The following is a 20914-nucleotide window of genomic DNA, read 5'->3' as shown; positions in this document are numbered from 1 at the left end:
GCCACAGTATTAATTTAAAGTTGAGCCAAATTCAGGGGGAAAAACTGCAAGAAAGTAAACGTGCACGTTATTCGTGCACAAAGATGCTGCAATGCAGCGCCATACGCCGCCGTAGAAGAAACAATTCGGCATTATTGCCCGTATTGAACACAGAAAAAGGGTGCACCCCCCAATGCCCCGTTCCCTGCGCCCCCGCGAATCATCGCGAGGAACTGCGCATATCTCTCAACACTCTGGCGAATGCTCAATGCGAGAGAAGATGCGCTTCGTGTCTCTTGAGGCTCCGCCGAGCGGAAGCGTAAACACCTGATCCTTGGCCGTTTTCCAGTTCCGGGAACAGCTCCAGGATTTCGCTGCGCTGCGCATCCGTCATCGCATTCAACGTCATATCACCCGGCTGGAAGCTTTCCGTCCATGCACCGTCGGACAAGATGACCTCGTGCTGCTCAAACATGACGTGGATGTAGGTAGTGCCCGAAACTTCGACGACATCGATGCCATCCATGAAGGTCAAGTGCTTGGCAGCCACCAGAACTTCGCTTTCGTCGAAATACAGTTCCGTCTTGTCACTGGCCATCAACACCCGATGCTGAGGTGACACAAGCATGTCACGCTCCGGCAGACCCCGACCAAGCGCACCTTGCTGGATTAGGACCGGGCGAAGATGCTGTGCTCGGGCAAGCTCTTCACCTGACATCTCACGGCTGCCAACCCAACGAATTTCCTGAATTCCATTGTCCCGGGTGATCACCCGATCGCCAACCCTAAGGTCCTCGATCCGACGCTCACCTGTTGGTGTCGCAATCAAAGTGCCCGGTGTGAAGCAGGGAATGACCTCTTCGATGTCGGTGAAAGTTAACGTGCCAGCAGGATCGCCGTTCTGGTCGAAGTAATTGACCACACCGTCAAAGCCGTCACCCCCAGCGTCGGGGTTGGTGAAGACCACCTGAAGCGACCCGTTGTTCGGCGCTGAACCACGCAGGTCGAGCGTGTCAAAGTCGTCACCGCCGCCGCCGCCGTCAACGACTTCACCCGCATCGACATTGATGAACAGGTCACGGTCGTCGCCACCGGATATGATGTCTGATCCGCCGTTACCGCCGTCGATGGTGTCGTTGCCTGCGCCACCGTCAATCAAGTCGTCCCCGGTTGATCCAAGGATCGAATCGTTACCTGCGTCGCCACTCAGCGTGTCGTCACCGGTGCCACCATCGATAATGTCATCGCCCGCTCCGCCGGACAGCACATCAGCGCCGTTGCCGCCCAGAATGGTGTCGTTGCCGTCACCGCCATCAACCGTGTCGGCCTGACCCTGACCATCGATGAAGTCGTTGCCTGCGCCGCCAAGAATGGTGTCATTGCCTTGACCACCAAGCAGGCTGTCATCACCGATACCGCCGTCGATCAGGTCATCGTCGATCTCACCGTCGATGGTGTCGTTGCCTTCCTCACCAAACAGCTCGTCATCATCATCGGCACCAAAGATCAGGTCGTTGCCTGCGCCCCCGAACACTGTGTCCATGCCGTTGTCAGGGCGCGGATCGGCCGGGAAGATCGGGTTCGATCCGTCATCTTCGATATTCAACTGGTCCAGACCCAGATCGGGGTCATTGCCCGCAAAGATGGTATCGTCGCCAACGCCGCCTTCGATCAGGTCATTGCCCTCACCGCCCACGATGCGGTCAGTGCCCTCATCGCCGGAAATCTCGTCATCGTCGATGCCGCCGTCGATGACATCGTTGCCGGTGCCACCCACGATGGTGTCCGCATCGTCGCCGGTGCTGATCGTGTCGTCGCCCGCACCACCATCAACAAAGTCGAGGTCGTTGTTCGGATCATCATCCGCCGGGAAGCCGAAGGGGAAGCCGGGAACAGGTGTCCCATCGTCGTTGGGGAAGCCAAGATCCGGCGCAATGTCACCGTTGCCGGTTTCGATCAGGTCATCCCCGTCGCCGCCGTCAACCACGTCATCACCCTGACCGGCGATCACCGTGTCGTTGCCGCCACCCGCTTCGATGATGTCATCATCCGCGTCTTCAGGATCGTTCGAGAAGATGTTGTCGCCACTGTCAACCATATCCCCTTCGGGATCGCCCTCGTAATCCTCGTCGATCAGTTCGCCATCATCACTGCCCTCGACAATCCCGTCGAGCGGGTTCGGCTCGACCGTCACGGTGACCTCAGCGCTGTCAAAGCCGCCCTGATCATCCGTAATGGTGTAATCGATGACCGCGTCGCCCTCGAACCCGTCATTGGGTGTGAAGGTCAGCGTTCCATCGCCGTTGATGACCACGTCCCCGTCGGGCGATGTTGCCTCGGTCAAACGAAGCGCGTCGCCGTCCACGTCAGTATCATTGTCCAGCACGGGAATGGTGACGGCCGTATTGAACGGCGTGGTTTCAGCGTCGTCAGCAGCCTCGGGTGCATCGTTGACCGGGGTTACTTCGATGACCAGATCAGCGGTGTCATTACCGCCATTGCCGTCTGCGATCGTGTAAGTGATCGTCGCGGTACCGTTGAAATTCTCAGCCGGAGTAAAGGTGATCGTACCATCGGGATTGATGGCAGCCTCACCCTGCTCGGACGGAACGACAGCGGAAATGACAGTCAGATCGTCGCCGTCCGCGTCACTGTCATTGCCAAGCACATCTACAGTGAGGGGTGTATCTTCGTCAGTCGTGTCAGCGTCGTCCTCTGCAACCGGACCGTCATTGACGGCACCGACGGACACAACGGCCTCGCCCGTATCTTCCCCGCCATTTCCGTCAACAACCGTGTAGCTGATTGTCGCCGGGCCGTTGAAGTTCGGCGCAGGTGTAAAGGTCACGGTGCCGTCGCCATTATCGACAACCGAACCTTCAGCAGGATCAACGCTCAGCGATCCGATGCTCAGGTCATCGCCGTCCACATCGGTGTCGTTGCCCAACAGGTCCACGACCACGGCCACGTCCTCGTCCGTGGTTTCGATATCGTCTACAGCAACCGGATCATCATTGACCGGGTTCACCGTCACAGCGACTTCGGCAGTTGACGTGCCACCATGTCCGTCCGTGATCGAATATGTGATGGTCGCATCGCCGTTGAAATTCTCGGCAGGGGTGAACAGCAACTCGTTGTCCACAATCTCGACCGTACCCTGATCGGCTGGCACCGATGCGCCCGTGATCGTCAGATCATCGCCGTCCGGGTCCGTATCATTGCCAATCACGTCGATGGTGACAGGCGTATCCTCATCCGTCGTCGCGGTATCGTCGTTGGCCGTTGGACCGTCATTGACCGCGCCAACATTCACGATGGCCTGACCATCATCAGTGCCGCCATTGCCGTCCGATACGGTGTAGTCGATGGTCGCGGTACCGTTGAAGTTCGGTGCCGGGGTAAAGGTCACGGTGCCGTCACCGTTATCGACAACCGAACCCTGATCTGCGGGGACAGAGACAGACGCAAGTGTCAGATCATCACCATCCACGTCGGTGTCATTGCCCAGCAGATCAATGACAACCGCTTCATCTTCCATCGTGTCGGCCAGATCATCGACCGCGACAGGATCGTCATTGACCGGGTTGACCGTGACCACGACCTCGGCCGTGTCAGTGCCGCCATTGCCGTCCTCGATGGAATAGGAAATGGTCGCATCGCCATTGAAGTTCTCCGTCGGTGTGAACAGCAATTCATTGTCCACAATCTCGACCGTACCCTGATCCGCAGGGACCGATGCGCCAGTAATGGTCAGCGCGTCGCCATCCAAATCCGTGTCATTTGCCAGCGCGTCGATGGTGACGGGCGTGTCTTCGTCCGTCGGGGCGGTGTCGTTGACCGCATCAGGTGCGTCATTGACCGGGTTCACCGTCACGTTGACGGTCGCTGTGTCTTCACCACCCTGATCATCGGTCACGGTGTAGGTAATGATCGTCGGGCCGTTGAAGTTCTCGTTCGGCTCAAAGGTGAGCGTGCCATCAGAGTTGATCGTGACAACCCCGTCAGGCGACGTGGCTTCCGTCACGCGCAACGGATCGCCATCGGGATCGCTGTCGTTGCCCAGCACAGCGATATCGACGCTGCCGTCTTCATCAACTTCTGCAGTATCATCAACAGCATCGGGACCGCGGTTGATCTCGTCGCCAACGACCTCTTCGATTTCGGTAAAGGTCAGGGTCAGCCCATTCGGATTGCCGTCCGCATCCACGAACACGACCGTACCGTTGATGCCGTTGCCATTGCTGTCAGGCGTCACGTTGTCCAGAAAGAACGGCCCCTGCCCGGTCAGATCCAGAACATCGCGGTCCGTGTTGTTCGCCGGGTTGGTGCTGAAGCCACCGGCACCACCGTCCACGTCATCGCCCGCACCGCCAAAGATCGTGTCAGCATCATCGCCGCCGCTCAGCACGTCAGCGCCGGCACCACCTGAAATGACGTCATTGCCCTCTTCGCCAAAGACCATGTCTCTGCCGGCACCACCGTTCAGCGTGTCATCACCCGATTGACCGTGGATCCAGTCGTTGCCTTCCCCGCCATCAACCGAGTCGTTGCCCGAGCCCATCCAGATTTCATCATTGCCAGCGCCACCAAAACCGGTGTCATCACCCGATCCGCCAATCAGGAAGTCGCGCCCGGCACCACCGTCCAGAACGTCATTGCCCCGGCCGCCCTCAAGGCGGTCATTGCCGTCGCCGCCAACAAGGCTGTCATTGTCATCTTCACCGCGCAGCGTGTCATGGCCGCCCTCACCGAAAATGGTGTCGTCGCCGCCACCACCTTCCAGCGTGTCATTGCCATCGGCGCCATCATCAACGATGGGTGCATCGAAATAGACGTCGGTGATGTTGATGCCTGAATTGTCGCCGCCGTCCTGTTCATGCTCGATGACAATGCGGGACACGGGCCCCGGAATGCTGACAAGCAGCGAATACTCTTCGGACGTGTCCGCCAGATAGCCGCCATTGCTGTCCGCCGTATCGTTGCCCGCTACGCCATCCGTGTCCAGCAGCGTCAGATTGCTGCCACCTTCAAGGTCGACGATGATCTGCTGTCCAGCAGCGTCATATGCAATGACGCGCACGACACCATCGCCGTCGATGTCATTGATACGGAAAGACACGTCTTCGACCGAGGCCGAGAACTCAAGTTGGTATTCCGCCGAATTTCCCTGACCATTCAGAATGTTGTCGAGCGAACTGTTGTTATCGATCGAATTGCCGTCGCCATCGATGTTCTGAATATTCTGCGTGTCGTTCGATTGGATCGTGCGGGACGCACCGGATTGATTGAGGACTGAAAACGACACTTCGACATTGCCGGTGTCCTGCGTGAAATTGCCCAGAGTGTTGTCGTCGCCGAACGGTGACTTTTCCCACTCAAAGACTTCACGTTCGGACACGCCCGCACCCGGGCCCGCATAATTGCTGTCGCCAAAGATGACATCATCACCGTCACCGCCCTGCACGCTGTCATTGCCGCTGCCAGCATAGACTTCGTCGTCCGCTCGACCGGCCTCAACCGTGTCGTCCCCACCCAGGGCATCCACAATGTCATCATCCCGGTCTTCGCCCGGGAGTATCTGATCGTTGGCGTCGATGCAGTCGCCTTCAGGATCTTCGTCATAGGCCGCGTCGATCAGGTTGCCGTCGTTGTCCCCTTCCACCACGCCATCAAGGCCCGAGGTGTCGAACACAAGGTTGTCGATGGCGCCCGAACCTTTCAGTTCGACTTCCATCCGCGTCACACCTGATACATCGAAATCGACGATCGACTGACCATTGTCGTCCGTATCTTCGATCTTGATCTTGTCGATCTCATTCCCGTGGGCATCATAAAAACGCACATACGCGCCTTCCTCGATGTCGAGGAAGGTCAGCCGGTTGATGACGGAAGGTTCGTCAAAGACAAAGTTGATCTTGCCACCGCTGCCATTGTCATCCGGGTCACTGCTGTCGCCGTCTTCCGAGATGATCAACGCACCCCCGAGGTTCGTGGTCGCCAGATCGCTATCCTGCCCAGTCGGCTGCGCCGTGTTGAACACCATGGCTTGATTTGCCCCACCAGTGGCCGAAATCGTCACGCCTTGGGTGCTGAATTCGTTGTCGACAACAGTGCCCGAAGCGAGGGCGTTGAAATCAATGAACTTGGTCATGTGTCGGAACTCCTAGGCGTGGTTGCGCGCAGCACGCAACGCGACCGGAACAATTGCACAATAAACGGAGATCTTGGCCGCTACGGCCAGGACAGCGAAACGGCGGGTGATTGCCATCTTAGGCATCAACTCTCGGGTGATTTGCCACATCGGTCCGTCTCCATCATTAACTCACTCTTCACCAAAGACGAAGCGACGCACCTATCGGTCGGGCGATCCGCATCCACGCCTGAACAAATGGAGGGAGAAATGATCGGCTGCGACACGCAAACCGGTACGGACCCGGCAAACGCATCTTTCAGCGGTTGCTCGGCAACGTAGCGAACACACTCCCCACATCTTTCAATGCGTCTTGTGCGGTCGCCCCCTTGACCTAAAGACATCGCCCCCCAGTTGGGCAAGATTGTTCTTACGGTCAGCTTTGATGCAAAAAAAGGGAAAAATGTCCGAAAAGTGGCACTATCCACGCAAACAGACGCATACATCGCCCATTTATGTGAAAATTTTTGCCACCCCTGATTGTACTAATATACGCAAAGTACGCACATGTATGGGCAAATACCCGCCTAAATCACTGTAGAAGAACATTTTAAGTGCATTCCCGTTTTTTAACAGATTCACCTTCAAGTTCGCCCCATCACGACAGTTGACCACAGATAATTTTGCCGTGTTTCTGCCAGATTTTGTGGTGCTTATGTTCTCAAACCGCGATCAATGGACAAAAAGATACCATAATGATGCGATCTGCCCAACAAGACAGCGGTTGCCGCGAATCGCTTGGGATCGATTTTCCATAATGACATCGCCGTATAGCGATCTTGCAGTTTCCAAAGCGCTTCGAAAAGGCAATGTCGTCCTCGCCGTCTAACGCAAAGCACTGTCAGGGTTCTAGACAATTGTTATTCAAGATATCGAACAGACCAATCTGAGCACGCCAAAACTGGTCATGCATGATCACATTAGTAGTCAGAGGCTGGTACCCAAGGCCGGACTCGAACCGGCACGCCCGCAAAGGCGGGGGATTTTGAATCCCCTGCGTCTACCATTCCGCCACTTGGGCCTCAGAACTGCCGGATACCGAAGTGCTGCGTCAGGGGCAAGTGCAAAGCGACTTGACCTCCCTTCCCGCCCATGGTCTGCCGCCCCGCATGATAAAGCGACTGTACGACTGGACCATGGGATGGGCCAATCACCCCGGCGCGCTCTGGGTTTTGGCCATTGTTGCGTTTGTGGAAAGCTCGATCTTTCCGATCCCGCCCGACGTCCTGATGATCCCGATGATCCTTGCCGCGCCACACCGTGCGTGGCTCATTGCAGGTGTGGCCCTGATCGCGTCGGTCCTGGGCGGATTGCTGGGCTACGCCATCGGGATGCTGGCGTTTGACACGATCGGACAACCCATTCTAGCCGCCCTGGGCAAAGCCGACGCGATGGAGGCGTTCAACACACGTTTCAACGACTTTGGCTTCTGGGCTGTACTGACAGCTGGCGTGACCCCCTTCCCTTACAAGGTGATCACGATCATGTCCGGCTGGACGGGCATGCCGCTAGCCACCTTCATGGCCACATCCGTCCTGGCCCGCGGTTTGCGCTTCTTCATCGTTGCCGGATTGCTTTGGAAATTCGGCGCACCCATTCGTGATTTCATCGAGCGTCGTCTCGGGTTGATGTTCACCCTGTTCGTCGTGATCCTTGTGGGCGGATTCCTAGCCGTGGGGGCACTATGAAACGGCAAAACCTCGTTGCATTGGCCGCAGGTGGCTCGGTGGCGTTGCTGTTGGGGGCGTTTGCCTTCCAGCACCTCGGCGGTCTGCCGCCTTGCAAACTGTGTATCTGGCAGCGCTATCCACACGCGGCAGCCATCGCCCTCGGTGCTCTGGCGTTTTTTGTGCCTCTCCCCATTCTGATCGCATTGGGCGCAATCGCGGCTCTCAGCACGGCAGGCGTCGGAGCCTATCACGTTGGTGTCGAGCAAGGCTGGTGGGAAGGACCGACCAGCTGTTCGTCCGGTGCCGTCGACAGTCTCGACCCCGATGCACTTTTCGATCAGATCATGGCCGCGCCGCTGATCCGCTGTGATGAAATCGCCTGGCAGTTTGCAGGGCTGAGCATGGCCGGATGGAACATGGTCCTTTCGATCCTCATCGCCGCGGTCTGGATCGCGGCCCTGCGCGTCAGGCCGACTTCCGCGTAGACAGCAGCAACGACGTTTCGCTCGCCACCACCCCATCCAGCTTCCGGATGCGAAACAGAACACTGTCAAACTGCTCCAGCGTGTCGGTGCCAATCTCGACAATCACGTCCCAACGGCCATTGGTCGAATGAACGGCACGTATTTCAACCATACCCTGCAACTGGCGTATGATACGTTCGGTCCCCCGCCCCTCGATCCCGATCATCATCAGCCCACGCACCGGATCGCGGGCAGTGTCTGCGCGCACAACAACGGTAAACCCCAATATGTCACCGCGCGCCTGCAACTTCTCGATCCGGGACCGCACCGTTGTGCGCGACAGCCCCAGGCGGATGGACAGATCGGACAGGGACGCGCGTGCATCGTGACGCAGGGCAGCAATCAACCGATTGTCAGTTTCATCCATTTCCGCCTCCATTTTGATCAATCATAGTTCGATACGGACAAAATGATCGCTTGTCCACGACACGAATTGCGCAAATTTGTGGTGCAACAGCGATGAGGTGCGGAATGGAAGCCAGAACAATCGATTTGATCGGCGTGCCGATGGACAGTGGCAAGCGCCGCCAAGGCTGCCTCATGGGCCCGGATGCCCTGCGCACGGCTGGCCTGCACCGGGCTTTGGCCGATCTCGGCCACACCGTTTCAGATCACGGCAACGTATCACCTGCTCCCTTCACCGAAGAAGCGGACGGACGACTACACGCGCCGCAAGAAACAATCGCATGGACCCACGCCCTGTCCGATGTGGCCCAGAGCGCGTCCGCAACGTCCGTCCCGATCTTCATGGGTGGCGATCATGCGCTGGCGCTGGGAACAGTCCGCGGGGTGGCGAATGCTGCGGCTCAACGCGGTCGCCCCCTCTTCGTCCTGTGGCTGGACGCACATACCGATTACCACACACCGGCAACCACCGCGTCGGGCAACCTGCACGGCACTCCGATGGGATATGTGACCGGGCGGCCCGGGTTTGACGGCTTTCCCGAGATCACGCACCCGGTCCAGCACGAACACATCGCCATGCTTGGACTACGCTCCGTCGATGCGGAAGAGCGCGCCGCGCTCGAACAAAGCGACGTTACTTACGTCGACATGCGCCAGATTGACGAACATGGCATCGCAAAACCTCTTGCCGCGTTCCTCGACCGGGTGACCAGGGCAAACGGCCTGCTGCATGTCTCGCTCGACGTCGACTTTCTGGATCCTTCGGTTGCCCCGGCCGTGGGCACAACAGTGCCAGGCGGCGCCACAATCCGCGAAGCCCACCTGGTAATGGAGATGATCTGCGACAGCGGGCTTATGACGTCACTCGATATCGTGGAACTCAACCCTTTTCTGGATGAACGCGGACGCACCGCCCAGCTGATGGTCGACCTTGTCGCCTCGGCCTTTGGCCGCCGCATCTTCGACCGCCCCACCCGCGCCTATTAAGGACCCCGCCGCATATGCTCCAAGCGCCCACTGATGTGGTTATGATCCGACCACACAACTTTCATCCCAACCCCGAAACCGCCAAAGACAATGCGTTCCAGACGGCGGCCACAGGCGACATTGCAGCACAGGCCCGGCAGGAACACGACGCCGCCGTGACCGCACTCCGCGCAGCCGGGATCACAACCCACGTGTTCGATGATCTTGGCACCGACACCCCGGATTCGGTTTTTCCAAACAATTGGTTTTCCACCCATTCCGGTGGCCGCGTCGCGGTCTACCCGATGTATGCCCAAAACCGCCGGCGCGAGCGGCGCTGGGATGTGATCGATACGCTCAAGACCCGTTACAGGGTGCAGGATGTCATCGACTATTCCGGGCTGGAACACGATGGCCTCGCGCTCGAAGGGACTGGCGCCATGGTGCTCGACCATATCGCCCACGTGGCATATGTCGCGCGCAGCAACCGCGCCGATCCGCTCTTGCTGGAACGGTTTTGCACCCATTTCGGATTCGAACCCATCGCCTTCGATGCGTGCGACGCCACCGGCACAGCGATCTATCACACAAACGTTCTGATGTGCATCGGCACACGCTTCGCCCTGATCGGGGCCGAGATGATCCGCGACAGCGCCCGCCGCCACGAGGTTATCGCACGCCTCGCCGAAACAGGGCGCGACGTGATCCAGCTCAGCGGCGAACAAATCGGGGCCTTTGCCGGCAACGCCATCGAACTGACAGGGTCCGAAGGGTCGCGCCTCGCCCTGTCGACAACCGCTATGGCTGCGCTGACCCCCGATCAACAAAACATCCTGGCGCGGCACACGACCTGCCTGCCACTTGATATCCCCACCATCGAAACAGCCGGAGGCTCGGTGCGCTGCATGATTGCAGGGCTGCACCTAGCCCGCCGCCAAGGAGTAACCCCATGACCCCATCCGACAAGGCCCTCGTGCCCTTTGTGTCCGTCGATCACATGATGCAGCTGATCCACCACGTCGGTGTGCAGGATATGCTGCGCGGGCTCGCAGGCTATATCGAAGACGATTTCAAACGGTGGGAGCGGTTCGACAAAACACCGCGCATCGCCAGCCATTCTGCTGAAGGGGTGATCGAGCTGATGCCGACCTCAGACGGCGAAACATACGGCTTCAAATACGTCAACGGCCACCCCAAGAACATGGCTGAAGGGCTGCAAACGGTCACCGCATTTGGCCTCCTGGCGGATGTGGACACAGGCTACCCGGTGCTTTTGACCGAGATGACGATGCTGACGGCCCTGCGCACGGCAGCGACATCCGCCATGGTGGCGCGTGCACTTGCGCCCAAGGGCGCCAAGACGATGGCGATGATCGGGAACGGTGCGCAATCCGAATTCCAGTCGATGGCCATGCAGGCCATTGCCGGTATCAGCGAAGTAAGGCTTTATGATATCGACCCAGCGGCCACCGCCAAATGCGCTGCCAACCTCGCGGGTTCGGGGCTCAAGGTGACGGCCTGCACGACCGCCGAAGACGCCATTCAAGGCGCCCAGATCCTGACCACCTGCACCGCGGACAAGGCCTATGCCACGATCCTGACGGACAACATGGTAGGTGCAGGCGTGCACATCAACGCCATCGGCGGCGACTGTCCCGGCAAGACGGAAATCGCGCCAGCCATTCTGAAGCGCGGCGACATCTTTGTTGAATACCCGCCCCAGACCCGCATTGAAGGGGACATTCAGCAGTTGGAGGATGACCACCCAGTGACCGAGATCTGGCAGGTCCTTGCTGGCCAGGCACAGGGCCGTACATCGGACAAGCAGATCACGATCTTTGATAGCGTCGGTTTCGCAATCGAGGATTTCTCAGCCCTGCGGTTTGTACGCGATCAGATCGAAGATACAGCATTTTTTCACCCGCTTGACCTGTTGGCGGACCCAGATGATCCCCGCGACCTGTTCGGAATGCTCACACGGGCCAAGGGGTAGCGACCAGGGCAGATACCCAGCCATTGTCGACCCGGTTTGATGGGTCGAAATGCAAAGTAAAGCCAGGTTTGCGGATAAGCTGCTGATCGCTGATCTTATCTTACCGAGTTGCGAGCATTGGCAGGATCAGGCCCCACTGTGTTTCTTGAGGTGGTCCAACCGGTTCAAAGCCCAGTTTTCGATAGACCGAAATCGCAAGCTTGTTTTCAGGGTGTGGATCAGTCGCGATCACCGGAGCGCCTTCACTAAAGAGGGTTTGCATTCTCATCCCGATAAAGGCTGACCCATGCCCGATGCCGACCAGTTCTGGATAGCCGATATACTGATCAATCCCCCGTGATCCGTCGGGAAGGTGAGCAAAATGATGATTTTCCCATCCGTGCACGGAGTAGTCCTGCATGAACGCAAAGGGACTTTCACCAACTGAAACGATCCAGCGAGACACACGAGGATCGCTTATCGTTTCCTGAACATATGGTTCGTCCGAGTCCCACCATTCTCGAACATGTGGCTCTGCCTGCCACTTCATCAGCAGATCGAGGTCGTCCATCGTCACATGGCGAAAACGGTATCTTTTGTCAGCAATCACTCCAACAGACTAGCACAGTGTCGGTCGACCCGGGTTCAAAGCGGCATCCAATTTGCGGGGCACCTTTATAAAAGCGCTTTCACCAGACCAGTCTTTCATCGTCTCGAGTGACTCGGCTCCGCCTGCGCACCTATTCTGACAATATACCCAGGCGCGGTTCTGTCAGTGACGTGACCACAACCCGACCGTCGGGCAGGGTCACGGCGCCTGTGGTCAATGCATAGGCTCCGCTGGGGTCCTGAAGCGTTTCGATCACCTCGCCGTTCTCTGTCACACGCAACACAAAGCCATATCGCGTGGGCGCGGGACGCAACGCGTCTGGAAGGCGCATGATCATGCGGCGCCAAAAAGGCGCCTCTGACAAACTGTCCATGATCGCGTTGCGCGGGCTCACGAGCCCAACCCAGAACGTCCCGTCTGACGCCGGATTAATGTTGTCCGGAAAACCTGGGAGATTGTCCAAAATCACCTCTCCTGATGTTCCATCCAGCGGAAAACGCCAGATCCGGTAATCTCCTGTCTCGACAACAAAAACTGCATCTTCGCTTTCGTTAAGCGCCAAGCCATTGGCAAAGGTCAAATCTGACGAGAAAACTGTCGTTTCGCCCGTAACGGGATCATATTTCAACACGCGTCCATTTGCCGAATGCTCAACCAAATCCAGCACGGAGGCTGCCAGCGTTCCACCGCTTGCTTCAGCGCCAAAACGGGTTGAGGCATCGGTGAAGTAGACCACACCGTCCGCCGTTACGTCGAGGTCATCGGCATAAAGGATCGGACTGCCGTCATCCGCCGCGTCCGTCAGCAGTGTGACCACGCCTGCGCGATCAATAGCCAGAAGACCACGGTAAGCGTCCGCCACATAAAGTGTACCTTCGGCACCAAACTCAATGCCCAAAGGCCTGCCAGCTGTTTGCGCAAAGGAAGTGATGTTGCCATCGTTTTCGATGCGGATGATTTCGCCCTCATGGGTCGCTGCATAGACCAGGCCATCGGGCCCGACATCCGCATCCTCCGGCCCGCTGCGCCCATCGAGGTCGATGAACTCTAACGCCGTGAGCCGGTTGTTCGCAGCAAACGCTCCAACATAGCCTGCATCCTCTGGCGCTGACCATGCTACAGGTTCCACCGGTACCGGCCAAAGCGCCAGGTAGGCGATAAGGGCCACGGCGATCGCTGCAATTCCACGAAACACAAGCTTCATGCATCCTCTCCGTCAGGCAGCATAACACCGCCGAAGCCAAACCGTTCTGCAAGCATATCAAGCGCCATCCGGCGGTACCTTACATCATCGTGAGCAATCCGTACGCTACCCTTCGAACGCAAACACAAGGCGCAGCTTTGCGCGCAAGTGGCCGCGGACAGCGCTCCGAGTTCCGAAAACCTCGATGTACTTGCGCATACGTTAACCTGCCGAGCTAAAACAAAAAGGTAGTCAAAGCGCGCGCGCCATCAAAGGGCCCAGATCGCCGACGCCCATAGAGACTTCTCGACACAGCCCACTTTCGAGAATTTGGTCAGCCGCAAGACAAACAGTTTTTTTGCCACATGTCGTCTTTCGGGACAGAAACCCGCCCCGACAACTCGCCACATTGCCGAAACATCGGCTCAGTCGTCGCGATGCACCTTCTCACGGCGTTCGTGACGTTCCTGAGCTTCCAGGCTCATCGTTGCGATCGGACGCGCATCCAGACGTTTCAGCGAAATCGGCTCGCCCGTCACGATGCAATACCCGTACTCACCTTCATCGATCCGGCGCAATGCGCTGTCGATCTTGGCGACCAGCTTGCGCTGGCGATCACGGGTGCGCAGTTCAAGCGCGCGGTCCGTTTCCTCGGATGCGCGATCCGCGACATCGGGAATGTTGCGCGTGCCATCCTGCAACCCTTCGATTGTATCCTTGCTGCCTGCCAGCAACTCGGACTTCCAGTTCAGCAGTTTGCGACGAAAATACTCGACTTGCCGGTCATTCATGAACGGCTCGTCTTCTGCCGGGCGATAGTCATCCGGCAGGAACACTTCCTGTTTCATTAGCTTCCCCTCGATACGACTGACGTTGGCCATCAACGGTTCCCCAGTTGGTCCAGTGTTTTGCCCCGATCAGCTCCCTGCCGCAGCGTCTATCCGAGGGGCGGAGGATTGTCACTACCCATTCCCGCACCAGATTGGCTAAAAGCAGCTTGATCAACACAATGCCGCAACAGGATGAACAAACATGAAATTCCAAGGCACCGATGCCTATGTCGCGACCGACGACCTGACCATTGCGGTAAATGCTGCCGTTACGCTTGAACGGCCCCTGCTGGTCAAGGGCGAGCCGGGCACCGGCAAAACCGAGCTGGCCAAACAAGTGGCCCGCGGCCTGGGATTGCGGCTGATCGAATGGAACATCAAGTCAACGACACGGGCACAGCAAGGCCTTTATGAATATGACGCTGTCAGCCGTTTGCGTGACAGCCAGCTGGGCGAAGACAAGGTTCACGATGTCTCGAACTACATCAAGAAAGGCAAGCTCTGGGAGGCGTTCGAGGCGGACGAAAAGGTCGTTCTGCTGATCGATGAAATCGACAAGGCGGACATCGAGTTCCCCAACGACTTGTTGCAGGAACTCGATAAGATGGAGTTCTTTGTCTACGAGACCGGCAAGACGATCCAAGCGCGCCAGCGCCCTGTGGTGATCATCACCTCGAACAACGAAAAGGAACTTCCCGACGCGTTCCTGCGCCGCTGTTTCTTCCACTACATACGTTTCCCCGACATGGAGACAATGAAGCAGATTGTTGCCGTTCATCACCCAGGCATCAAGGAAAGCCTGTTGACCACAGCGCTCACACAGTTCTTCGAAATCCGCGATCAGCAAGGGCTGAAAAAGAAACCATCAACGTCCGAAGTGCTGGATTGGCTCAAGCTGCTTCTCGCCGAAGATATGAGTGCCGAAGATCTGAAATCAGACGGTGCCAGCGCCCTGCCCAAACTGCATGGCGCATTGCTGAAGAACGAACAGGATGTTCACCTCTTTGAACGCCTGGCTTTCATGGCGCGGGGTCAGCGGTAGCCCTGAACCTTCCGCATTGACATGGGACGATCGACAACGCGCTGGCCACAACGTTGCCAGCGCGTTGTCGTTTGTATCGACTTGAGAGGACGGCAAGCGGTGGGTCCATTTCGACCCCCGTCAACTCCGCCCAAGAACACGTAAACCGAGTCTTTTCCGCCACAGAAATTCACTGCGTTCGGACCGCACAAGAATTGTGGATAAAAAGTCTTTCTTTTGCCTGAATTGCTCCATACCTTGACCGCGATGAGAGGCGAAAACGCCCACATCCAAAATGCTAAAAGGCAGGCAGGCAGTAATAATGACCGGTTCCGACGCACTGACTGTGCGCCCTCTTATCTTGTCGGATCGCCCCGCTTGGGGTGATCTGTGGACAGCATATCTGGCCTTTTACGAAACCACTCGCCAGCAAGACATCTACGACACATATTTTGAACGCCTGTTGGGTGACGACCCGCAAGACTACAATTGTCTTGTTGCGGAACTTGATGGCAAACTCGTCGGTCTGACCCACTTCCTGTTTCACCGTCACGGCTGGAAAGTCGAAAATGTCTGTTATCTACAGGACCTTTACGCGGACCCCGCGGTGCGTGGCCGCGGTATCGGGCGGGCACTGGTCGAAGGCGTGTATTCGGCTGCGGATGCTGCAAGTGCACCGTCCGTCTACTGGCTGACCCAGGACTTCAACACCGAGGCGCGCAAGCTCTATGACCGCATCGGCACGCTGTCCCCCTTCATCAAGTATGATCGGGGATGACCATGATGCGCCGTTTTGTTCTACCACTCGTGCTTGCGCTCAATGCGTGCGTGCCAGTCACACCTGGTGATACGCCGACCCGCGCCTTGCCTTACAGCTCGGATCTGCCGCCGATGAAAACCTTCGGGGCACCGCGTCCTGACAAACCAATCCGGTCCAACAATGACCTGGCACTGGATTTCGTTGAGCTTAGCTTCCAGCTTGAATCCGGGCGCGCCCTACCCGTGTTCACCCGGTTCGAGGGGCCGATCTCCGTCCGCGTAACGGGTCAACCGCCCGCTTCGCTTGGCGCCGATCTGCGCCGTCTGATGCACCGCTTGCGCACCGAAGCCGATATCGACATTTACGAAGCCGCCCCCGGCAACACGGCCAACATCACGATTGAGGCACTATCGCGCAGAGACATTCGCAAGGCCCTGCCCCATGCAGCCTGTTTCGTGGTCCCGAATATTACGACAATATCGGAATACAAGGCGAACCGCCGCACACCACGCACAAGCTGGAGCAATCTGCGGACGCGCGAGAAATTGGCCATCTTCCTGCCCAATGATGCCAGCCCGCAAGAAGTACGTGATTGCCTGCACGAAGAACTTGCTCAGGCCATTGGTCCACTGAATGACCTGTATCGCCTGCCCGACAGCGTGTTCAACGACGACAATGTGCATACCATTCTGACCGGTTTCGACATGCTGATGCTCAAGGCATATTACGCGCCCGAGCTGAGATCAGGCATGACCCGCGGCCAAGTCGCTCAGCGCCTGCCGCAGATCTTTGCCCGCATCAACCCCGCGGGGGAGAACCTGCCTGCGAAGTTCGCAACCCGCACGCCGCGTGCTTGGAGCCAAGCGGTGCAAACCGCCCTCGGTCCAGGAGCGACCACAGGACAACGCAAGGAAGCTGCTGAACGCGCGCTGGAAATTGCACGGGCCATGGGATGGCGCGACCACCGCCGCGCCTTTGCACATTACGCCAATGGGCGCTTGCTCTTGTCCAGTGATCCCAAGGCAGCGCAATCGCATTTTCGTGCTGCCGACCAGTTCTATGCCGCCACGCCCGGTGCCAACCTGCACCGCGCATATGTTGCAACCCAGTTGGCCGCCTATGCAATCAGCCGTGGCGATGGGGATACAGCTCTTGTCACGCTGGCCCCCCACATCGATCTGGCCGCGCGCAACGAAAACGCCGCGCTGTTGTCGACGCTTCTCTTGCTCCGCGCAGAAGCGCTTGATCTGCAGGGCCGCACCGCAGAAGCACGTGCCGTCAGGCTGGACAGCCTGGGGTGGGCGCGCTACGGATTCGGCTCTGACTGGGCGGTGCGGGCCAAGCTGCGGGAAATCTCGTCGCTAAGCCCGCTCAAGGGGTGAACTATCCGCCCCAACACATTGAGGGGCAAGAAAAATGATTGTTATCGCAGCGGCTGTGCTTGGCGCCCTGATCGGTGGTTTCACTGCAAAAAAACGCGATGGAAATCGACTGGACGTCCTGCAATACGCAGCGGGTTACGCCCTGGCCTTCGTCATCGTGGGCATGATCGCGACGGTTCTGGTCGATCGCGCGATGCGGGGCTGATATGTTTTTGCCCTTCTTCGAAAGCTTGCGAAAGAACGGTGTACCAGTGTCCTTGCGCGAATTCCTCGTATTTCTCGAGGGCATGAAGGCGGGCCTTGCCACATATGATGTCGAGGCGTTCTACTACCTTGCCCGCGTGGCAATGGTAAAGGACGAACGGAACATCGACAAGTTCGACCGCGCTTTTGCCGCCGCATTCGAAGGGTTGGAACAGATCAGCATCGATCAGGTGCTTGAAGCCGTCGACATCCCACAGGACTGGCTGGAAAAGCTGGCCGAAAAGCATCTGTCTGAAGAAGAGCGGAAAGAGATTGAAGCCTTGGGCGGCTTCGACAAGCTCATGGATACGCTCAAGAAACGCCTCGAAGAACAAAAGGGCCGACACCAAGGTGGCAACAAATGGGTTGGTACTGCAGGTACGTCGCCCTTCGGCGCTTATGGCTACAATCCGGAAGGTGTGCGTATCGGCCAAAAGGAAAGCCGTCACCAGCGCGCGGTCAAGGTCTGGGATAAGCGTGAATTCAAGAACTTGGACGACACAGTTGAACTTGGCACGCGCAATATCAAGGTCGCATTGAAGCGTCTGCGTCGCTGGGCACGCGATGGTGCCGCCGAAGAGCTGGATCTGAACGGCACGATCCGCGCGACCGCCGAGCACGGCTATCTTGATGTTAAGACCCGGCCAGAACGGCGCAACGCCGTGAAGGTGCTGCTGTTTCTTGACGTGGGCGGCTCAATGGACCCGCATGTGAAGATCGTTGAGGAGCTTTTCTCGGCAGCCAAATCCGAGTTCAAGCATCTCGAACACTTTTACTTCCACAACTGCCTGTATGAAGGCGTATGGCGCGACAATCGCCGCCGCTGGGACGCACAAATACCCACACACGAGGTGCTGCGCACCTATGGCCCCGACTACAAATGCATCTTCGTAGGGGATGCCAGCATGTCCCCTTACGAGATCGCCTATCCCGGTGGTGCAAACGAACACTGGAACCAGGAAGCGGGGCAAGTATGGCTGGCCCGTGCCCGCGACCAATGGGCGTCGAACCTGTGGATCAACCCGGTGCCCGAGAAGTATTGGCCCTACACCCATTCCATCAGCATGATCCAAGAGATCTTTGGAGCCGAGGCGATGGTGCCCATGACGCTCGAAGGGCTCGGCCGCGGGATGCGCGCCCTGACACGTTAGGCCGGACAGCGGGCCCAAGTGATTGGCTGATGCCAAACAACCGGTTGGTTTTCCAAACGCACACGACGGATCTACAGGACTTTCCCCAATACGCTGCGGGTCGTAGTGTTCCGCACATGTCCAATGCTCCCGTTGTCTCCATCGACCCAGCGGCCTTTCACGCTGATCCCTATCCCACCCTGGCACGGATGCGCGAAACGGGCCCTGTGTGCTTTGTGCCGGAATTGGGTGCGACTCTGTTCACTCGGCGCGACGACGTGTTTCGCGAAGAAAAACGGATCGACCTGTTTTCGAGCCATCAGCCAGATGGATTGCTGACCAAGGTCATGGGCTCAAACATGATGCGCAAGGACGGTGACGCGCACATGCGTGAACGAAAGGCGCTGTTTCCTGCACTCAGCCCCCGAACAGTACGAGACATACTGGCACCGCAGTTTCTGGACATCGTCCAGCATCACATCGACCGCCTGAAGCCACTTGGTGGCTGCGACCTGGTGACCGAGTTCGCAATGCCTGTTGCTGCCGATGCTTTGCGCCTCATGACGGGCCTGACCAATATGGAAGCCGCCGAAATGGATGCGGCGAGCCAAGCGATGCTGGATGCAGCAGCGAACTACCAGCGTGACCCTGACGTAGACACGCGCGGATATCGCTATGCAGATCGTGTACAATCCCTGATTGAGGCGCGTTTGCCAGAACTGCGGGCGGATCCGGATCACTCCATCATTTCAGTTCTTGATCAGGCGGGGCTGACACTCGATGAGATCGCGGGGAATGTTCGTGTCATCATCGGCGGCGGCCAGAACGAACCGCGCGACGCCATCGCTGGAACCGTTTGGGCACTGCTGACCCATCCAGACCAATATGCCCGGATTGCGAACGGCGCGGCGACATGGGGTGATGCCTTTGACGAATATGTGCGCCTTGTCGCGCCAATCGGTATGTCGCCTCGTCGTGTTGCCCGGAATGACGCGGCCTGCGGCGTCGACTTTGACGAAAATGAACTGATCTTTTTCATGTTTGGATCAGCGTGCCGGGATGCAGCCCATTTCCATGATCCAGACCGTTTTGACCTGAGCCGCGACACTGGTCCTGCCATCCCGTTCGGGGCTGGCCCGCACTTTTGCGCGGGTGCCGCTGCCTCTCGCAGCCTGATCGCGGGTCATGCCCTGCCCATGCTGTTTGATCAGTTCCCCAACCTGCGCTTGGAGGGTGATGTCACCTTTGCCGGATGGGCCTTTCGCGGTCCCTTGACCGTTCCTGTCAGCTGGGATGTCACAGCAAGCTTGCCGATGTCTGAAAACGCCCCCATATCCTCAGTATGATCAAGTTTCTGCCAATCCTCCTTGCCCTTGTTTATGGGCTGGCAATGTACCGCTTTTCCGTCTGGCGCACCGCACGCGAACTGGACGAGAAATCCACGGAACTCGTCGATCCAATGTTGCGTCAGATGTGTGATCAGATGGCAGCCGCGCTCGATCTGGATCGCATTCGGGTCCACATCTACGAGATCGAGCCGGTAAATGGCCTCGCAGCGCCAGATGGGCGTATCTTCATCACGCGCGGGTTCTACAACAAGTTCAGGCAAGGTGGTGTTTCTGCGTCCGAAATGGCGAGTGTGATTGCGCACGAGTTGGGTCACGTCGCACTTGGGCACAGTCGGCGTCGGATGATTGATTTTTCCGGGCAGAACGCATTGCGCACGGCGCTGGCCATGGTGCTGTCGCGGTTCATCCCCGGTATTGGCGTTTTGATTGCCAATGCCTTGACCACACTATTGGCAGCGCGCCTGTCACGCAGCGATGAATACGAAGCGGATGCATACGCCGCAGCTTTGCTGACAAAGGCCGGGATCGGGATTGGGCCCCAGATATCACTTTTTGAGAAGCTCGAGGTGTTGACCAAATCCAATTCCGGTGCTGTCCCGGCGTGGCTGATGAGCCATCCGAAGACAAAAGAACGGATCAAGGCGCTCGAAGCACTGGATGCCAAGTGGAAACGTGTCCCCGCGCCCTAGACCATCGGCGC

General features: G+C 58.0%; 17 protein-coding genes and 1 tRNA gene. 12 read left to right on the top strand and 6 right to left on the bottom strand.

Annotated features, from left to right (window positions below; genetic code table 11):
- Window positions 1-244: 244 nt before the first annotated feature.
- Both ACZ1HN_RS13100 and ACZ1HN_RS13095 read right to left on the bottom strand, forming a co-directional pair.
- Window positions 245-6130, bottom strand: coding sequence for a cadherin-like domain-containing protein (locus ACZ1HN_RS13100; protein WP_472727822.1), 5886 nt, complete (start codon window positions 6128-6130; stop codon window positions 245-247).
- A 974-nt stretch (window positions 6131-7104) separates the two neighbouring features.
- A tRNA-Leu gene (locus ACZ1HN_RS13095) sits at window positions 7105-7190 on the bottom strand.
- A gap of 88 nt (window positions 7191-7278) precedes the next feature.
- On the opposite strand from ACZ1HN_RS13095, the gene ACZ1HN_RS13090 reads away from it, so the two are divergent.
- Together ACZ1HN_RS13090 and ACZ1HN_RS13085 are read left to right on the top strand one after the other, a co-directional pair.
- Window positions 7279-7857 carry a YqaA family protein gene (locus ACZ1HN_RS13090; protein ID WP_299605854.1) on the top strand — a complete coding sequence of 193 codons (579 nt, stop codon included), beginning with the start codon at window positions 7279-7281 and terminating at the stop codon, window positions 7855-7857.
- Window positions 7854-8324, top strand: coding sequence for a disulfide bond formation protein B (locus ACZ1HN_RS13085; RefSeq protein ID WP_472727821.1), 471 nt, complete (start codon window positions 7854-7856; stop codon window positions 8322-8324). Before ACZ1HN_RS13090 ends, ACZ1HN_RS13085 begins: the two co-directional genes overlap by 4 nt.
- Here ACZ1HN_RS13085 and ACZ1HN_RS13080 read toward each other — a convergent pair.
- Window positions 8305-8730 (bottom strand): Lrp/AsnC family transcriptional regulator, encoded by a 426-nt coding sequence (locus tag ACZ1HN_RS13080; RefSeq protein WP_472727820.1) that lies wholly within the window; start codon window positions 8728-8730, stop codon window positions 8305-8307. The genes ACZ1HN_RS13085 and ACZ1HN_RS13080 overlap by 20 nt on opposite strands.
- A 104-nt stretch (window positions 8731-8834) precedes the next feature.
- Between ACZ1HN_RS13080 and rocF the strand changes: the two genes are divergently transcribed.
- Genes rocF through ACZ1HN_RS13065 form a run of 3 tightly spaced genes read left to right on the top strand, consistent with a single transcriptional unit; the run spans window position 8835 to window position 11727 of the window.
- Entirely contained in the window at window positions 8835-9755 is a 921-nt protein-coding gene (gene rocF / locus ACZ1HN_RS13075) for an arginase (protein ID WP_472727819.1), read from the top strand.
- A 41-nt stretch (window positions 9756-9796) separates the two neighbouring features.
- Window positions 9797-10687, top strand: coding sequence for a citrulline utilization hydrolase CtlX (gene ctlX, locus ACZ1HN_RS13070; RefSeq protein WP_472727818.1), 891 nt, complete (start codon window positions 9797-9799; stop codon window positions 10685-10687).
- Complete coding sequence (locus ACZ1HN_RS13065; protein ID WP_472727817.1) at window positions 10684-11727, top strand: ornithine cyclodeaminase; 1044 nt, start codon at window positions 10684-10686, stop codon at window positions 11725-11727. The genes ctlX and ACZ1HN_RS13065 overlap by 4 nt, the downstream gene beginning before the upstream one ends.
- Before the next feature lie 100 nt (window positions 11728-11827).
- Here the strand turns inward: ACZ1HN_RS13065 and ACZ1HN_RS13060 are convergent, their stop codons facing one another.
- The 3 genes from ACZ1HN_RS13060 to dksA all read right to left on the bottom strand — a co-directional run bounded on the left by ACZ1HN_RS13060 (window position 11828) and on the right by dksA (window position 14347).
- Window positions 11828-12277 (bottom strand): GNAT family N-acetyltransferase, encoded by a 450-nt coding sequence (locus ACZ1HN_RS13060; RefSeq protein ID WP_472727816.1) that lies wholly within the window; start codon window positions 12275-12277, stop codon window positions 11828-11830.
- Between the two features lie 169 nt (window positions 12278-12446).
- Window positions 12447-13520: an SMP-30/gluconolactonase/LRE family protein gene (locus ACZ1HN_RS13055; RefSeq protein WP_472727815.1), complete on the bottom strand. Its 1074-nt coding sequence runs from the start codon at window positions 13518-13520 to the stop codon at window positions 12447-12449.
- Between the two features lie 404 nt (window positions 13521-13924).
- Window positions 13925-14347, bottom strand: a complete 423-nt coding sequence (gene dksA / locus ACZ1HN_RS13050; RefSeq protein WP_222520910.1) for an RNA polymerase-binding protein DksA — start codon at window positions 14345-14347, stop codon at window positions 13925-13927.
- A 184-nt stretch (window positions 14348-14531) separates the two neighbouring features.
- Here dksA and ACZ1HN_RS13045 point away from each other — a divergent pair, with 184 nt between their 5' ends.
- The 7 genes from ACZ1HN_RS13045 to ACZ1HN_RS13015 all read left to right on the top strand — a co-directional run bounded on the left by ACZ1HN_RS13045 (window position 14532) and on the right by ACZ1HN_RS13015 (window position 20903).
- Window positions 14532-15371, top strand: coding sequence for an AAA family ATPase (locus ACZ1HN_RS13045; protein WP_472727814.1), 840 nt, complete (start codon window positions 14532-14534; stop codon window positions 15369-15371).
- A 301-nt stretch (window positions 15372-15672) separates the two neighbouring features.
- Complete coding sequence (locus ACZ1HN_RS13040) at window positions 15673-16128, top strand: GNAT family N-acetyltransferase (RefSeq protein ID WP_472727813.1); 456 nt, start codon at window positions 15673-15675, stop codon at window positions 16126-16128.
- Window positions 16129-16133: 5 nt separating this feature from the next.
- Entirely contained in the window at window positions 16134-17492 is a 1359-nt protein-coding gene (locus tag ACZ1HN_RS13035; RefSeq protein WP_472729320.1) for a DUF2927 domain-containing protein, read from the top strand.
- A gap of 34 nt (window positions 17493-17526) precedes the next feature.
- A complete protein-coding gene (locus ACZ1HN_RS13030; RefSeq protein ID WP_472727812.1) occupies window positions 17527-17697 on the top strand; it encodes an apolipoprotein acyltransferase in 171 nt (56 codons plus the stop codon).
- 1 nt (window position 17698) lies between these two features.
- Window positions 17699-18886, top strand: coding sequence for a vWA domain-containing protein (locus ACZ1HN_RS13025; RefSeq protein ID WP_472727811.1), 1188 nt, complete (start codon window positions 17699-17701; stop codon window positions 18884-18886).
- A gap of 116 nt (window positions 18887-19002) precedes the next feature.
- A complete protein-coding gene (locus ACZ1HN_RS13020; protein ID WP_472727810.1) occupies window positions 19003-20211 on the top strand; it encodes a cytochrome P450 in 1209 nt (402 codons plus the stop codon).
- Entirely contained in the window at window positions 20208-20903 is a 696-nt protein-coding gene (locus ACZ1HN_RS13015) for a M48 family metalloprotease (RefSeq protein WP_472727809.1), read from the top strand. Before ACZ1HN_RS13020 ends, ACZ1HN_RS13015 begins: the two co-directional genes overlap by 4 nt.
- Window positions 20904-20914 lie beyond the last annotated feature (11 nt).

Source organism: Tateyamaria sp. GN1-10, assembly GCF_055693845.1.
This window is presented reverse-complemented; position numbering and strand designations above follow the sequence as displayed.

Bases quoted from the DNA above. Each gene is read 5' to 3' on its own strand.
- ACZ1HN_RS13080 (WP_472727820.1), bottom strand. From the start codon at position 8,730: ATGGATGAAACTGACAATCGGTTGATTGCTGCCCTGCGTCACGATGCA.
- ACZ1HN_RS13090 (WP_299605854.1), top strand. From the start codon at position 7,279: ATGATAAAGCGACTGTACGACTGGACCATGGGATGGGCCAATCACCCC.
- ACZ1HN_RS13085 (WP_472727821.1), top strand. From the start codon at position 7,854: ATGAAACGGCAAAACCTCGTTGCATTGGCCGCAGGTGGCTCGGTGGCG.
- ACZ1HN_RS13100 (WP_472727822.1), bottom strand. From the start codon at position 6,130: ATGACCAAGTTCATTGATTTCAACGCCCTCGCTTCGGGCACTGTTGTC.
- ACZ1HN_RS13040 (WP_472727813.1), top strand. From the start codon at position 15,673: ATGACCGGTTCCGACGCACTGACTGTGCGCCCTCTTATCTTGTCGGAT.
- ACZ1HN_RS13025 (WP_472727811.1), top strand. From the start codon at position 17,699: ATGTTTTTGCCCTTCTTCGAAAGCTTGCGAAAGAACGGTGTACCAGTG.
- ACZ1HN_RS13055 (WP_472727815.1), bottom strand. From the start codon at position 13,520: ATGAAGCTTGTGTTTCGTGGAATTGCAGCGATCGCCGTGGCCCTTATC.
- ACZ1HN_RS13065 (WP_472727817.1), top strand. From the start codon at position 10,684: ATGACCCCATCCGACAAGGCCCTCGTGCCCTTTGTGTCCGTCGATCAC.
- ACZ1HN_RS13060 (WP_472727816.1), bottom strand. From the start codon at position 12,277: ATGGACGACCTCGATCTGCTGATGAAGTGGCAGGCAGAGCCACATGTT.
- ACZ1HN_RS13045 (WP_472727814.1), top strand. From the start codon at position 14,532: ATGAAATTCCAAGGCACCGATGCCTATGTCGCGACCGACGACCTGACC.
- ACZ1HN_RS13020 (WP_472727810.1), top strand. From the start codon at position 19,003: ATGTCCAATGCTCCCGTTGTCTCCATCGACCCAGCGGCCTTTCACGCT.
- rocF (WP_472727819.1), top strand. From the start codon at position 8,835: ATGGAAGCCAGAACAATCGATTTGATCGGCGTGCCGATGGACAGTGGC.
- ACZ1HN_RS13015 (WP_472727809.1), top strand. From the start codon at position 20,208: ATGATCAAGTTTCTGCCAATCCTCCTTGCCCTTGTTTATGGGCTGGCA.
- ctlX (WP_472727818.1), top strand. From the start codon at position 9,797: ATGATCCGACCACACAACTTTCATCCCAACCCCGAAACCGCCAAAGAC.
- dksA (WP_222520910.1), bottom strand. From the start codon at position 14,347: ATGAAACAGGAAGTGTTCCTGCCGGATGACTATCGCCCGGCAGAAGAC.
- ACZ1HN_RS13035 (WP_472729320.1), top strand. From the start codon at position 16,134: ATGCGCCGTTTTGTTCTACCACTCGTGCTTGCGCTCAATGCGTGCGTG.
- ACZ1HN_RS13030 (WP_472727812.1), top strand. From the start codon at position 17,527: ATGATTGTTATCGCAGCGGCTGTGCTTGGCGCCCTGATCGGTGGTTTC.